Source organism: Pseudomonas marincola, from assembly GCF_900682675.2.
GTDB classification, from domain to species: Bacteria; Pseudomonadota; Gammaproteobacteria; order Pseudomonadales; family Pseudomonadaceae; genus Aquipseudomonas; species Aquipseudomonas marincola.
In genome coordinates this window covers 4455275-4469479 of record NZ_LR215729.2, presented here as the reverse complement: position 1 = coordinate 4469479, position 14205 = coordinate 4455275, and the positions used below count along the sequence as shown (strand labels likewise).

Here is a 14205-nt window from a genome sequence, read left to right as displayed (position 1 = left end):
TAATGCGCGTTTGGATAGATGCTGATGCTTGCCCGCGAGCTGCGCGCGATCAGGTGGTCAAGTTTGCCCTCAAGCGTGGCTTTGAGGTGGTGTTGGTCGCCGGGCAGGCTCAGCCACGGCCTAACTTCGCGTGCGTGAAGCTGATCGTGGTGCCAAGCGGTCCCGACGCGGCCGATGATTATCTGGTCGAGCATGCAGTGCCTGGCGAATTAGTTATTTGCAGCGATGTGCCGCTGGCTGACCGGCTGGTGAAAAAGGGCGTGGCGGCGCTCGATCCGCGCGGCAAAGAGTTCGACGAGCGCAACATGGGCGAACGTCTGGCGGTGCGTAACCTGTTCACCGACCTGCGCGAGCAAGGCCAGATGGGCGGCGGACAGAGCGCATACGGCGAAAAGGACCGCCAGCAGTTCGCCAATTCATTAGACCGAATCCTGACCCGCCTAACCCGCGTCTAGGAGGATGGATAGCCCCAACGGGGCAATCCGTCATGGCGACGCAAACGTCGCCGCCTGACGGCCTATGTGTTTCGCGATTCAATACGGCGATCAAACGCCAGACCGGGTACATCCAACAGGCGGCCATGACGGATTAACCTGCGGTTTATCCATCCTCCACCCTCGGCACACCACCGGGGATGGATCGCCCAACGGGCTATCCGTCATGGCGACGGACACGTTGCCGCCTTCCGGCCTGTGCGTTTTCGCGATTCGATTCGGTGATCAAACGCCGAGCCGGGTACATCAATCAGATCGCCATGACGGATTAACCTGCGGTTTATCCATCCTCCGCCTCGGCACACCACGGAGGATGGATCGCCCCAAAGGGGCAATCCGTCATGGCGACGTTTACGTCGCCGTCTGACGGCCTACGCGTTTTCGCCATTCAATTCGGCGATCAAACGCCAGACCGGATACATCCATCAGATCGCCATGACGGATTAACCTGCGGTTTATCCATCCTCCGCCTCGGCACCACGGAGGATGGATAGCCCCAACGGGGCAATCCGTCATGGCGACGGATACGTCGCCGCCTGACGGCCCAGGCGTTTTCGCGATTCGATTCGGCAATCAAATGTCAAACCATGAGCATCCATAAGGCCGCAATGGCAATAAATTTGCGGTGTTCAACCACACAAATAAGTGCCGGTGCCAACCGCGATCAATTCGCCGTCGTCGTTATGCAATTCGCTGCGCACCACGGCGACCTTGTTCCCTGAACGCAACAACACCGCGCTGGCGGTGAAGCGTTTGCCGCGGCCGGGGCGCAGGAAGTCGACGCGCAGGTCGATGGTGCCCAACTTGGACAGGCGCGCCATGCGTTCACTGCCGGATAGGTGTTGGTGGCGTTCGAATGCGCCGATCAACGCCATAGCGCCGCCAGCTACGTCGAGCACCGAGGAGATGACGCCGCCGTGGAGAATGCCCTGAATGAAGTTGCCAATTAGCTCATCCTTCATGGCAAAACTCATAAGCACCAACTCGGGCGAGAGTTGATCGATCTCGATGCCAATCACATTGTTGAACGGGATGCGCTGAAAGAAGCTGCTGACCGCCTGTTTCAGTTCGTCGGTCAATTCGAAGGGCTGCTGGTTCATGGGTGGCTCGCGTTAACGGAATGGGTCAACGCTGCCGGACAAAACCTGCCGTGACCAGAGGCACGGCAGGTGTACGGTGATTATTGGCGCAAACGGCCTATGAGCCCCGTTTTAGTGCTGAGCCAGTTCGAGCACACGGTCGACCAGCTTGTAGATGCCTGACGCCGCCTGACTGATGGATTGCGCGAGCATGTAGGCCGGCGTCGTGACCAGCTTGTGTTGGCTGTCTTCGACAATTTCGCTGACTTCACACTCCTGATGCACTGCGCCCATTTTAGTCAGCGCTGCCGCGGTTTCTTCATCTTTGCCGATGGTGCAGGTAATGCCCTGGCCGAATATCTTGGCGGCCATGGCGGGAGCGATGCACATCAGGCCGACTGGTTTCTGCGCGCTGACAAACCCTTGCGCGGCTTTCAACACGTCGGGCTGAACGGTGCAATTGGCGCCGGCGATGGCGAAGTCCGAGAGGTTTTTGGCCGCGCCAAAACCGCCGGGAATAATCAGCGCATCGTAGTCCGCCGCGTGCAGTTCACGCACATCTTTGATTTCACCACGGGCAATGCGCGCCGACTCGACCAGCACATTCCGGGTCTCGCCGGTTTCGTCGCCACTGAAGTGATCGACCACGTGCATTTGTTCGATATCCGGGGCGAAGCACTGCACCAATGCGCCGCGCTGATCCAGGCGCAGCAGGGTGATGACGCTCTCGTGGATTTCGGCGCCATCGTAGACGCCACAACCAGACAAAATCACCGCAACTTTTTTATTCATCAAAGGCTCCTGGGCAAAACATTGGGCCGGGTTGCGCAAGGCAATTGCGGCAGATTATCGGTAAACAATGGAGTGTATTTTTACCGGCCAAGTTCAACGCGCGCCATCAGCGTCGTGCTGTATTTGTTCGCGTGGTCACTCTTCGGTATTTCAAATCTGTGTTCGACCTGCGTAGTCTGCCTGCGCAGGCTTAAATTCGGCTTAATTGAACACTTAAATCCAGCATAGCGAAGACTCAGATGTCAGATAGGAAATTACTTTACCGCGCCGTAATCCCCGTACGCTGGGGCGATATGGACAGTTACGGGCATGTGAATAACAGCATTTACATGCAATACATCGAAGAGGCGCGGGTGGCGTGGTTCGAGGAAGTCGGGGTGGTGATGAATAACGTCCCCAAAGGCCCTGTGGTGCTGCAGATCCAGCACACATTCCTGAAGCCGGTGGTACACCCTGCAACAGCCTGTGTTGAACTTTTTGCTGGCGCTTTGGGGCGCAGCAGCATGGTGCTGGAGCATCGGCTGACCACGCTTGAGCAGCCCGACATTGTGTATGGCGAAGGAAATTGCAAAATCGTCTGGATCGATCATCAGGCGGGGCATTCGGTGCCGTTGCCGGAGTTCCTGCGCAACGCATTCGCGGACTGAATCGGCCACATTATTGGCAAATGCGGCTTGAATGCCTGCAAGTTTGGCGGGATATGTCGCGGTAATCAGTTGTGGGTTGGGCTAGGATTGACTGCATAAGTTGCCTGCCAATAACTACAAAATGATGGCCGTGACATGAACTACATTCTCTTTGCCGTGCCGGTATTTTTTGCCCTGATTGCGCTTGAACTGCTGGCTGACCGCTGGCGTGGCGTGCGCACCTACGGTTTCTCCGATGCGCTGAACAGCCTCAGTGCTGGCGTGCTCTCGACCAGCTTGGGGCTGGTGACAGGCGTTGTCGGGCTGCTCACGTATAGCCTGGCCTGGGAGCATCTTGGGCTGTTTGAGTTCGACCCTGAGCAGTTCTGGGTCTGGCTGTTTGCGCTGGTCTTCTACGACTTTTGCTATTACTGGCATCACCGCCTTGGACATGAGCGCAATGTGCTCTGGGCGGCGCATTCGGTGCATCACCAGAGTGAAGAATACAATCTGACGACTGCGCTGCGACAAACCAGCAGCGGTTTTCTCTGCGGTTGGGTGTTTTATTTGCCAATGGCGATTGTCGGCGTACCGCCGTTGGTGTTCCTGACGGTGGCCGCGATTGATCTGCTCTATCAGTTCTGGGTTCACACCCGCCATATCGCCAAGCTTGGCTGGTTTGAGTGGGTGTTCGTCAGCCCGTCCAATCATCGTGTGCATCATGCGCAGAACCGGGTCTACATGGACCGCAATTACGGCGGCGTGTTGATTATCTGGGACCGGCTGTTTGGAACCTTTCAGGAAGAACTCGACGATGAGCCCGTGGTTTTCGGGGTGACAGTGCCCTTGGCCAGTTGGAATCCGCTGTGGGCGAACCTGCAGGTGTATGCCTCGCTTTGGCACGACGCCCGACACACGGCGTCGCTGAAGGATAAATTACGCATCTGGTTTATGCGCACCGGCTGGCGACCTGCTGATGTGGCGGCGCGTTTTCCGCAGAGCAAGCCTGATCTGGCCAACTTCGTGAAATTCGATGTGCCGCTGACCACGGCCAGCAAAGCCTACGCCGTGCTGCAATTGGGCGTGGCTCTGGCGGCGGGCAGTTATCTCATGGCGGTTAGCACGTCGGTCAGCCTGCAGGCATTGTTGCTGGGTTGCATGTGGATAGCGCTGAGCCTGTTTTGCCTCGGCATGTGGCTGGAGAATCGCGCGGGTTTCCGGCGGTTGGAATGGCTGCGACTCGCCAGTAACTGGCCGCTGCTGTGGTTGGCCGGGCTTAGCGGGTTACTGGCACTTTCTCCAAGCGCCTGGTTGGTTTTGGGCGTTTACACGCTGATAAATGCTGCGCTGCTGTGGGGTTTTCAGCGACGCTCGGCGTATGCACCAGTCTGACATTCAACTGCACGCGCCTGGTTGAGATGCAGGCTCGACTAAAGCGCAACCAAGCAGCCACAATACGACTCTGAATTTAAGCCTGAGCTGCGACGCGCAGTCGCAGCTGTCATTGTGCTGTCATCATTTGGTCATAATGACGCTTTATAACTGCCGCACTCGCCCGTCCGCGCGGGCCCAGGAGTCTGTCGTGAGTTTTACCCCTGCCAATCGCTTGTTCCCCGCCACTCGTTTGCGTCGTAATCGTCGTGATGACTTTTCCCGCCGTCTGGTGCGTGAAAATCGTTTGAGCGTTGATGATCTGATTTTGCCGGTGTTCGTGCTGGACGGTGAAAACCGTCGCGAGGCCATTCCATCAATGCCGGGTGTCGAGCGCTTGTCGATTGATCTGTTGCTGAGCGAAGCCGAGAAGTGGGTTGAGCTGGGCATTCCTGCGCTGGCTTTATTCCCGGTAACGCCGCTCGAAAAGAAGTCGCTCGACGGCAGTGAAGCGTGGAACCCGGAAGGCATCGCCCAGCGCGCCATTCGTGCGTTGCGTGCACGTTTCCCCGAGTTGGGCGTGATCAGTGATGTAGCGCTCGATCCGTTCACCACGCACGGTCAGGACGGCATTCTGGATGAAGATGGCTACGTGCAGAACGACATCACGGTCGATGCGCTGGTCAAGCAGGCGCTGTCGCACGCCGAGGCCGGTGCGCAGGTTGTGGCGCCGTCCGACATGATGGATGGCCGCATTCAGGCAATCCGCGAGGCACTGGAGTTGGCCGATCACACCAATGTGCGGATCATGGCCTACTCGGCCAAATACGCCAGCGCCTATTACGGCCCGTTCCGTGATGCCGTGGGCTCGGCTGCGAATCTGGGCAAGAGCAACAAGAACACCTATCAGATGGACCCGGCCAATACCGATGAGGCGCTGCACGAAGTGGCTGCCGATTTGGCCGAAGGGGCTGATATGGTGATGGTTAAGCCGGGCATGCCGTATCTCGACATCCTCTGGCGCGTCAAACAGGAATTTCGTGTTCCGACCTTTGTCTATCAGGTGTCGGGCGAGTACGCCATGCACATGGCCGCCATCCAGAATGGCTGGTTGAGCGACGCAGTGATCCTTGAATCACTGACTGCCTTCAAGCGCGCGGGCGCAGACGGCATTCTCACTTATTTCGCCGTTCGCGCGGCAGAACAGTTGAAGCAGGGACAGTAGTCCCACAAGGACAAACCATGAATATCGAAGGACTCAGCAGCAACGAAGTGGTTGAGCTGCCAGAAGCGCAAGTGGTCACTGCCGAGGTGCCCGCCGAGACCCCAGCGGTGGTCGAGTCAACGCCGCCTGCGCCGCCACTGGTGGTGCCGAGCCTGGATGACAGCAGCCTGTACATTCATCGTGAATTGTCGCAGTTGCAGTTCAACATCCGCGTGCTTGAGCAGGCGCTGGATGAGTCCTATCCGTTGCTGGAGCGGCTGAAGTTTCTGCTGATCTTCTCCAGCAATCTGGATGAGTTCTTCGAAATTCGTGTGGCTGGCCTCAAGAAGCAAATCAACTTTGCCCGCGAACAGGCGGGCGCTGATGGTTTGCAGCCGCATCAGGCGCTGGCGCGCATTTCCGAGCTGGTTCACGAGCAGGTTGATCGTCAGTACGCGATTCTTAACGAAAATTTGCTGCCGGCGCTGGAGAAGCACAACGTGCGCTTCATTCGCCGGCGTCAGTGGACGGTCAAGCTCAAGGCCTGGGTGCGGCGTTATTTCCGCGACGAGATCGCACCGATCATCACGCCGATCGGCCTCGACCCGACTCACCCGTTCCCGCTGCTGGTGAATAAGAGCCTGAACTTTATCGTTGAGCTTGAAGGTGTCGATGCCTTTGGTCGTGACTCCGGTCTGGCGATTATTCCGGCGCCGCGTCTACTTCCGCGCATTATCAAGGTGCCGGAAGAAGTCAGCGGGCCAGGCGACAATTACGTGTTCCTGTCGTCAATGATTCACGCCCATGCGGATGACTTGTTCCACGGCATGAAGGTGAAAGGTTGCTACCAGTTCCGCCTCACGCGTAACGCCGACTTGTCGGTTGATACCGAAGACGTCGAAGATCTGGCCCGCGCGCTGCGTGGCGAGCTGTTCTCGCGGCGCTACGGCGATGCGGTGCGTCTGGAGGTGGTAGACAGCTGCCCGAAACACCTGAGCGATTATCTGCTCAAGCAGTTCGGGCTGGCGGAAAGCGAGCTGTATCAGGTCGGTGGGCCGGTCAACCTGACGCGGCTATTCAGCGTTACCGGGCTCGATAGCCACCCTGAATTGCAGTACCAGCCGTTTACGCCGTTGATCCCGAAACTGCTGCAAAACAGCGATAACATTTTCAATGTGGTGAGCAAGCAGGACATCCTGCTGCTGCACCCGTTTGAGTCGTTTACACCGGTCGTTGATCTGCTTCGTCAGGCAGCAAAAGACCCGCATGTGCTGGCGATCAAGCAGACGCTTTATCGCTCCGGGGCCAACTCGGAAATCGTTGATGCGCTGGTTGAAGCGGCGCGTAACGGCAAGGAAGTAACGGCCGTAATCGAGTTGCGTGCGCGCTTCGATGAAGAGTCCAACCTGCAACTGGCTAGCCGTTTGCAGGCGGCGGGTGCGGTGGTGATTTACGGTGTGGTCGGGCTCAAGACTCACGCCAAAATGATGCTGATCCTGCGCCGTGAGCAGGGCGACATTGTGCGTTATGCGCACATGGGTACGGGCAACTATCACGCCGGTAATGCGCGTCTGTACACCGACTACAGTCTGCTCACCGCGGACGTGGCGCTGTGCGAAGACGTCTCCAAGCTGTTCAGCCAGTTGATCGGCATGGGCAAGACCCTGCGCATGAAAAAGCTGCTGCATGCGCCGTTCACGCTGAAGAAAACCCTGCTCGACATGATCCTCCATGAAACCCAGCTGGCACTTGATGGCCAACCGGCGCACATCATGGCCAAATTCAACTCGCTGACCGATCCGAAGATCATTCGCGCGCTGTACAAAGCCAGCCAGTCCGGGGTCAAAATTGAGTTGGTGGTGCGCGGTATGTGCTGCCTGCGTCCGGGGATTCCGGGGGTTTCGCACAACATTCAGGTGCGCTCGATTATCGGTCGCTTCCTTGAGCACACGCGGGTGTTCTACTTCCTTAACGGCGGCGATGAGAAGGTTTATCTGTCCAGCGCCGACTGGATGGAGCGCAACCTCGACAAGCGTATCGAGACCTGTTTCCCGGTCGAAGGTAAAAAGCTGATCATGCGCGTGAAGAAAGAGCTTGAAACCTATCTGGCCGACAACACCCACAGCTGGCTGTTGCAGCCCGATGGTCGCTACATCCGTAACAGCCCCACCGGAAACCAAAACGCCCGCAGTGCGCAGGCGTTGTTACTGGAAAAACTGACTGTGCCGGTGGTTAGTGCACGCTGAGTTCGATGCCGACGCGCTTGAGCCATTCCGCTTCCTGAGTGAAATCCGCCTGGGTTAGCGGGTTGGCCTCAAGCCAGCCTTCTGGGAAGTGATATTCCAGTTTGTGCTCGTTGGCTTTGAGTACGACCTTGGGCATTTCCTGTGTGCTGCGGATGTGATGGAACAGAATCGCAAAGCGCAGCAGCACACACAGCCGAACCAGCTTGATTCCCTCTTTGCCAAATTCAGCGAGCTTGTCTTTGGGGATATTGCGACGGTGGCCGCGCACCAGTAACGCCAGCATTTGCTGGTCGAGGCGCGAAAAGCCGGCAAGGTCCGAATGCTCGACCAGATAGGCACCATGCTTGTGATATTGGTAGTGGGCAATGTCGAGCCCAAGCTCATGCACGCGTGCGCCCCAGATCAGCCGTTCACGGTACCAGTCATCATCCAGCTGCCAGCTTTCGGCCACTTGCTCAAAGGCTTCCAGCGCTTTGGCCTCGACGCGGGCGGCTTGCTCAAGGTCGACGTGATAACGCTCCATCAGCGCGCTCAGGGTGCGTTCGCGTACGTCTTCATGTTGATGACGACCGAGCAGGTCATACAGCACGCCCTCGCGCAGCGCGCCTTCGGAATGCGACATGGTTTCGATGTCACAGGCATCGAATATGGCTTCGAGAATTGCTAACCCGGCGGGAAAGATGCCGCGACGGTCTGTCTTGATGCCGTCGAGGTCGAGCTTTTCGGCATCACCGATTTTGAACACCTTGCGTTTGAGCCACGCCAGGCCTTCTTTGTTGACCTCGCCGATGCCCAGTCCCGCGCCTTTGATTGTTAAGCCAATGGCCTTGATGGTGCCCGATGCGCCCACCGCTTCTTCCCAGCCGATGCGCTGCAGCGCGTGCTCGATGCCCATGAGTTCGAGGCGTGCAGCAGTGTACGCCTGCGCATATCGCGCGGGAGTAATCTTGCCGTCTTTGAAGAAGCGCTGAGTGTAACTGACGCAGCCCATCTGCAGGCTTTCGCGCAGCAGCGGCTCAAAACGCTGACCAATAATGAACTCGGTGCTGCCGCCGCCAATGTCGGCAACCAGTCGCTTGCCCGGTGTGTCGGCAATTGAGTGCGATACACCCAGGTAGATGAGACGTGCTTCTTCGCGACCGGAAATGACTTCGACCGGATGGCCCAGAATCTCTTCGGCGCGGCTGATGAATTCGGCGCGATTGCGCGCTTCGCGCAGTGCGTTGGTGCCGACAATCCGTACAGCGCCTTCGGGCAAACTGGCGGTAAGTTGGGCAAACCGGCGCAGGCAATCGAGGCCGCGTTGCATGGCTTCTTCGCTGAGCAAGCGCTCTTCATTGATGCCGGCAGCGAGTTGGACCTTGTCGCCGAGGCGCTCAAGTATGCGTATTTCGCCGTGATCAGCCTTTGCCATGACCATGTGAAAGCTGTTTGAACCGAGGTCGATGGCGGCAATCAGGGGGAAATTGTCAGCAGATTTTTGCGGCATGGATTAAAGGTCTCAAAGCAGAACAGGGTCATCGTGCCACGATAGCCACCGCGCGCCAACGCATACTGATGTCGCAGTGACAGCAAACAAACGGCCAGTTTGATCGAATTTGTGCTTGTATTAGCCTCTACCACTGTAATACGTGGCGTGTGACAGTATGGCTAAAAAATGAAGTTTTTAAGACCGCCGATAGAGAAGCACAATCGAGCTTTCCTTCCTGTGTCATAAAACCCGAGTTATGATGTCAGCCAATTTTGTAGCTTGCGATTACGGAGATTATCCATGAGTGAATTTATCACCAACGTCAGCGATGCCAGCTTTGACCAAGAAGTTATTCAGGCAGAAGGCGCGGTATTGGTCGATTACTGGGCTGAGTGGTGCGGCCCGTGCAAGATGATTGCACCGGTTCTGGACGAAATTGCACAGACCTACCAAGGCAAGCTGAAAGTTTGCAAACTGAACATCGACGAAAACCAGGACACCCCGCCGAAGTATGGCGTTCGTGGTATCCCAACGCTGATGCTGTTCAAGAACGGCAACGTTGAGGCGACCAAAGTCGGCGCACTGTCGAAGTCGCAACTGGCTGCATTCCTCGATAGCAATATCTGAGAAATTGCCCACAAAAGCCCCGTAAAAAACGGGGCTTTTTTATATTTACAGGCTAGACGCCCGCGCAGCTGGGTGTTAAATTCGGTCTCGCTGTATTTCCTATACAGCCCCCTGCATTGCCGTCGCCGACTCAATTTCATTACGAATTACTCGCGATCCAGTCGCCTTCTGTGCGGCGCGGCCTCCCAAGCTAATAGCTTATTTTCCCTCCTCATAATGATTACGTCATTCCTATGAATCTGACTGAACTCAAGCAAAAGCCGATCACTGAACTGCTGGAAATGGCCGAACAGATGGGCATCGATAACATGGCCCGTTCGCGCAAGCAGGACGTGATCTTTTCGTTGCTCAAACGACATTCCAAGGGTGGAGAAGAGATCTCCGGTGATGGCGTGCTGGAGATCCTCCAGGACGGTTTCGGCTTTCTCCGCTCGGCGGATGCCTCTTATCTCGCAGGCCCAGACGACATTTACGTTTCGCCTAGCCAGATCCGCCGCTTCAACCTGCGTACCGGTGACACCATCGTCGGTAAGATCCGACCGCCAAAAGAGGGTGAGCGTTATTTCGCCCTGCTCAAGGTCGACACGATCAACTACGATCGTCCGGAAAACGCCAAGAACAAGATTCTGTTCGAAAACCTTACGCCACTGTTCCCGACCAAGCGTCTGGTCATGGAAGCGGGTAACGGTTCGACAGAAGACCTCACCGGTCGCGTTATCGACCTGTGCGCACCGATTGGGAAAGGTCAGCGTGGTCTGATTGTTGCTCCGCCAAAAGCGGGCAAGACCATCATGCTGCAGAACATTGCCAGCAACATCACGCGTAACAACCCCGAGTGCCACCTCATCGTTCTGTTGATCGACGAGCGCCCGGAAGAAGTAACCGAAATGCAGCGCACTGTGCGCGGCGAAGTGGTTGCTTCGACCTTCGACGAGCCGCCAACCCGCCACGTGCAGGTTGCTGAAATGGTTATCGAGAAGGCCAAGCGTCTGGTTGAGCACAAGAAAGATGTGGTCATCCTGCTCGACTCGATCACGCGTCTGGCGCGTGCCTACAACACCGTGATCCCAAGCTCCGGCAAGGTACTCACCGGTGGTGTTGATGCCCACGCACTGGAGAAGCCGAAGCGTTTCTTCGGCGCTGCACGTAACATCGAAGAAGGCGGTTCGCTGACTATCCTCGCCACCGCGCTGGTTGAAACCGGCTCGAAGATGGATGAAGTGATTTACGAAGAGTTCAAAGGTACCGGTAACATGGAACTGCCTTTGGATCGTCGCATCGCTGAAAAGCGCGTATTCCCTGCGATCAACATCAACCGCTCCGGCACCCGCCGCGAAGAGTTGCTGACCGCCGAAGACGAGCTGCAGCGTATGTGGATTCTGCGTAAGTTGCTGCACCCGATGGACGAGATTGCGGCCATCGAGTTCTTGATCGACAAGCTCAAAGCGACCAAGACCAACGACGAATTCTTTATGTCCATGAAGCGTAAGTGATTGGCTTACGGCCGTGTGTGCGGCGGTGATGCGGCGTTAGAAATCGCCTCGGGCGTGCTCATGTACTGGCGTACACTGCGCGGCCTCGGCAATTTCTGCCTTGCCTGACCTTTGCACACGCGGCCTCGTCCGACGGCGCGGTCTGTGATGACGGATCGCGTAGAGTCAGGAAGATTGGATGTGATGTTTGTTGTGCATGAAGCCGGGTAATCAGTACTGATCCCGGCTTTTGTGTTTTTGTGGATTGGCTTTTGCTCTTCTGCATATCCGACTGGGGCGCTAAACTTTGCGCTTCGATAGCTCTGCCTGACACGAGGCTCCTGCATGCAGTATCGCGACTTGCGCGACTTTATCAGCGGCTTGGAAAAGCGCGGCGAACTCAAGCGTATCCAGACCCCGGTTTCTCCGGTTCTGGAAATGACCGAAATCTGTGACCGTACTCTGCGTAAGGCAGGGCCTGCGCTGCTGTTCGAGAATCCGACCGGCTTCGATATGCCAGTGCTCGGCAACCTGTTTGGCACGCCCAAGCGGGTGGCGTTGGGCATGGGCGCAGAAGAGGTCAGCGAGCTGCGTGAAATTGGCAAGCTGTTGGCGTTTCTCAAGGAACCTGAGCCGCCAAAGGGCTTGAAAGATGCCTGGTCGAAGCTGCCGATCTTCAAGAAAGTCCTGGATATGGCGCCCAAGGTGCTCAAGGACGCACCGTGCCAGGAAGTGATTGAGGAGGGCGACGATGTCGACCTGTCCAAGCTGCCGGTGCAGACCTGTTGGCCGGGTGATGTGGCGCCACTGATTACCTGGGGCCTGACCATTACCAAGGGGCCGAATAAAGAACGGCAGAATCTGGGAATTTATCGTCAGCAGGTGATCGGCCGTAACAAGGTCATCATGCGCTGGCTCAGCCACCGTGGCGGCGCGCTGGATTTCCGCGAGTGGTGTGACAAGTATCCGGGTCGCCCGTATCCGGTTGCCGTTGCCCTGGGTGCAGACCCTGCAACCATTCTCGGCGCGGTGACGCCGGTGCCGGACAGCCTTTCCGAGTACGCGTTTGCTGGCCTGTTGCGCGGCAACAAGACCGAGTTGGTCAAAGCGCGCGGCAGTGATCTGCAAGTGCCGGCCAGTACCGAAATCGTTCTGGAAGGGGTGATTCATCCAGGCGAAATGGCCGATGAAGGGCCGTACGGCGATCACACCGGCTACTACAACGAAGTCGACAGTTTTCCGGTGTTCACGGTCGAGCGCATCACGCGTCGGCAGAAGCCTATTTATCACAGCACTTACACCGGACGGCCACCTGATGAGCCGGCAATTCTCGGTGTGGCCTTGAACGAAGTATTTGTACCGCTGCTGCAAAAGCAGTTTCCGGAGATCACCGACTTCTACCTGCCGCCAGAGGGTTGCTCGTATCGCATGGCGGTGGTGACCATGAAGAAGCAGTATCCGGGGCACGCCAAGCGCGTAATGCTCGGCGTGTGGTCGTTTTTGCGTCAGTTCATGTACACCAAGTTTGTTATCGTCACCGACGACGACATCAACGCGCGCGACTGGAACGATGTGATGTGGGCAATCACCACGCGCATGGACCCCAAGCGCGACACGGTAATGATTGATAACACACCCATCGACTACCTCGACTTTGCCTCGCCGATCTCGGGCCTTGGCTCGAAGATGGGTCTCGATGCCACCCACAAATGGCCGGGCGAAACTACGCGCGAGTGGGGCCGGGTTATCGTCAAGGATGATGCGGTGACGCGTCGTGTTGACGAGATGTGGGCCGAGTTGGGTATCGACTGATGACGGCTGTTAAGGGCATGAAAACGACTTGGGAGGTCATGTGAAGGTAACGCTGCAGCCGTGCGGAGCAGTGCTCGACGTACATCCGGATGAACCGATCCTGAGCGCCACCCGGCGCTTGGGGTTTGAATGCCCGTCGAGTTGCCGCAACGGTAATTGCCACATCTGTGCGGCGTTACTGGTTGAAGGGCGCGTGGAACAAGAAGGCCAGGCGATTGATCACGGTGAACTGTTCACCTGTCTGGCCAAACCGCTGACCGACTGTGTGCTGCATTGGGATGGCGTATTGATGCCCGGCGAGCTGCCGGTGCGCGAGATGTCGTGTCAGGTGGTTGCCTGTAACAGTCTGGGTGGCGATGTTTTCCATCTGCAGCTGCGCGCACCCGCTGGCAAGTTGCCGCGTTATCACGCCGGTCAATATTTGATGCTGCGCCGTGAAGACGGTGAGTTTGCCGCGTTCTCTCTGGCCTCTGCACCGCACAACGGTCGCGAGATGGACCTGCATATTCTGGCCCGCGACGAATCCACCCGCAGCCTGCTGGCGTACTTTCAGGCAGAAGGCTTTGTGCGGGTGAAAATGCCCTTTGGCGACACCCATTTGGCCGAGTTGCCTGATGGGCCGCTGGTATTAATCGCCGCTGGTACCGGCATGGCGCAAATGCGCAGCCTGATCGAGCACTGCCGGGCGAGTGGTTTTGCGCATCCGGTGCATCTGTACTGGGGCGCGCGTAATCCGGAAGATTTTTACGCGCTGGATGTCTGGGACAGCTGGCAGCAACTGGATAATCTGACTCTGCATCAGGTAGTCAGCGACCAATGCGGTTGGAAAGGGCGTTGCGGTCTTCTGCACGAAGCGGTCAGCGAGGACTTTCCGGACCTGAGCAATGTGCATGTTTATGCCAGCGGCTCACCGGCAATGATCTACGGCACGCTCGATGCGCTGGTCGAGGCCGGGATGGACGCTCACCAGATGCGCGCCGACGTATTCGCTTACGCACCGCGCAACTGAGG

Annotated in this window: 12 protein-coding genes; 9 read left to right on the top strand and 3 right to left on the bottom strand. The window is 57.3% G+C overall.

Annotated features, from left to right (window positions below):
• The first annotated feature begins 2 nt into the window (after window positions 1–2).
• Window positions 3–455: a YaiI/YqxD family protein gene (locus PMYSY11_RS20440; RefSeq protein ID WP_150547871.1), complete on the top strand. Its 453-nt coding sequence runs from the start codon at window positions 3–5 to the stop codon at window positions 453–455.
• Window positions 456–1123: 668 nt separating this feature from the next.
• Here the strand turns inward: PMYSY11_RS20440 and PMYSY11_RS20435 are convergent.
• On the bottom strand, window positions 1124–1594 hold the full coding sequence (locus tag PMYSY11_RS20435; RefSeq protein ID WP_069898464.1) for a thioesterase family protein: 471 nt from the start codon (window positions 1592–1594) through the stop codon (window positions 1124–1126).
• 111 nt (window positions 1595–1705) lie between these two features.
• Window positions 1706–2365 carry an isoprenoid biosynthesis glyoxalase ElbB gene (gene elbB, locus PMYSY11_RS20430; RefSeq protein ID WP_069898463.1) on the bottom strand — a complete coding sequence of 220 codons (660 nt, stop codon included), beginning with the start codon at window positions 2363–2365 and terminating at the stop codon, window positions 1706–1708.
• 239 nt (window positions 2366–2604) lie between these two features.
• On the opposite strand from elbB, the gene PMYSY11_RS20425 reads away from it, so the two are divergent.
• The 4 genes from PMYSY11_RS20425 to ppk1 all read left to right on the top strand — a co-directional run bounded on the left by PMYSY11_RS20425 (window position 2605) and on the right by ppk1 (window position 7812).
• A complete protein-coding gene (locus PMYSY11_RS20425) occupies window positions 2605–3012 on the top strand; it encodes an acyl-CoA thioesterase (protein ID WP_150547870.1) in 408 nt (135 codons plus the stop codon).
• Between the two features lie 135 nt (window positions 3013–3147).
• Window positions 3148–4383 (top strand): sterol desaturase family protein, encoded by a 1236-nt coding sequence (locus tag PMYSY11_RS20420; protein WP_150547869.1) that lies wholly within the window; start codon window positions 3148–3150, stop codon window positions 4381–4383.
• 190 nt (window positions 4384–4573) lie between these two features.
• Window positions 4574–5587 (top strand): porphobilinogen synthase, encoded by a 1014-nt coding sequence (gene hemB / locus PMYSY11_RS20415; protein ID WP_069898460.1) that lies wholly within the window; start codon window positions 4574–4576, stop codon window positions 5585–5587.
• Window positions 5588–5604: 17 nt separating this feature from the next.
• Window positions 5605–7812, top strand: coding sequence for a polyphosphate kinase 1 (ppk1, locus tag PMYSY11_RS20410; RefSeq protein WP_069898459.1), 2208 nt, complete (start codon window positions 5605–5607; stop codon window positions 7810–7812).
• On the opposite strand, the gene ppx is transcribed toward ppk1, so the two are convergent.
• Entirely contained in the window at window positions 7799–9301 is a 1503-nt protein-coding gene (ppx, locus tag PMYSY11_RS20405) for an exopolyphosphatase (RefSeq protein ID WP_150547868.1), read from the bottom strand. The genes ppk1 and ppx overlap by 14 nt on opposite strands.
• Before the next feature lie 282 nt (window positions 9302–9583).
• On the opposite strand from ppx, the gene trxA reads away from it, so the two are divergent.
• The 4 genes from trxA (at window position 9584) to PMYSY11_RS20385 (ending at window position 14203) form a co-directional block, all read left to right on the top strand.
• On the top strand, window positions 9584–9910 hold the full coding sequence (gene trxA, locus PMYSY11_RS20400; protein ID WP_069898457.1) for a thioredoxin TrxA: 327 nt from the start codon (window positions 9584–9586) through the stop codon (window positions 9908–9910).
• Window positions 9911–10143: 233 nt separating this feature from the next.
• Window positions 10144–11403, top strand: a complete 1260-nt coding sequence (gene rho, locus PMYSY11_RS20395) for a transcription termination factor Rho (RefSeq protein WP_069898456.1) — start codon at window positions 10144–10146, stop codon at window positions 11401–11403.
• A gap of 324 nt (window positions 11404–11727) precedes the next feature.
• Window positions 11728–13194: a 4-hydroxy-3-polyprenylbenzoate decarboxylase gene (gene ubiD / locus PMYSY11_RS20390; RefSeq protein WP_150547867.1), complete on the top strand. Its 1467-nt coding sequence runs from the start codon at window positions 11728–11730 to the stop codon at window positions 13192–13194.
• A 40-nt stretch (window positions 13195–13234) separates the two neighbouring features.
• On the top strand, window positions 13235–14203 hold the full coding sequence (locus PMYSY11_RS20385) for a CDP-6-deoxy-delta-3,4-glucoseen reductase (RefSeq protein WP_069898454.1): 969 nt from the start codon (window positions 13235–13237) through the stop codon (window positions 14201–14203).
• The last annotated feature ends 2 nt before the right edge of the window (window positions 14204–14205 follow it).

What these genes read in the sequence shown, in the direction of transcription:
- PMYSY11_RS20440 (WP_150547871.1), top strand. Translation starts at nt 3, where the DNA reads ATGCGCGTTTGGATAGATGCTGATGCTTGCCCGCGAGCTGCGCGCGAT.
- PMYSY11_RS20435 (WP_069898464.1), bottom strand. Translation starts at nt 1,594, where the DNA reads ATGAACCAGCAGCCCTTCGAATTGACCGACGAACTGAAACAGGCGGTC.
- elbB (WP_069898463.1), bottom strand. Translation starts at nt 2,365, where the DNA reads ATGAATAAAAAAGTTGCGGTGATTTTGTCTGGTTGTGGCGTCTACGAT.
- PMYSY11_RS20425 (WP_150547870.1), top strand. Translation starts at nt 2,605, where the DNA reads ATGTCAGATAGGAAATTACTTTACCGCGCCGTAATCCCCGTACGCTGG.
- PMYSY11_RS20420 (WP_150547869.1), top strand. Translation starts at nt 3,148, where the DNA reads ATGAACTACATTCTCTTTGCCGTGCCGGTATTTTTTGCCCTGATTGCG.
- ppk1 (WP_069898459.1), top strand. Translation starts at nt 5,605, where the DNA reads ATGAATATCGAAGGACTCAGCAGCAACGAAGTGGTTGAGCTGCCAGAA.
- ppx (WP_150547868.1), bottom strand. Translation starts at nt 9,301, where the DNA reads ATGCCGCAAAAATCTGCTGACAATTTCCCCCTGATTGCCGCCATCGAC.
- trxA (WP_069898457.1), top strand. Translation starts at nt 9,584, where the DNA reads ATGAGTGAATTTATCACCAACGTCAGCGATGCCAGCTTTGACCAAGAA.
- rho (WP_069898456.1), top strand. Translation starts at nt 10,144, where the DNA reads ATGAATCTGACTGAACTCAAGCAAAAGCCGATCACTGAACTGCTGGAA.
- ubiD (WP_150547867.1), top strand. Translation starts at nt 11,728, where the DNA reads ATGCAGTATCGCGACTTGCGCGACTTTATCAGCGGCTTGGAAAAGCGC.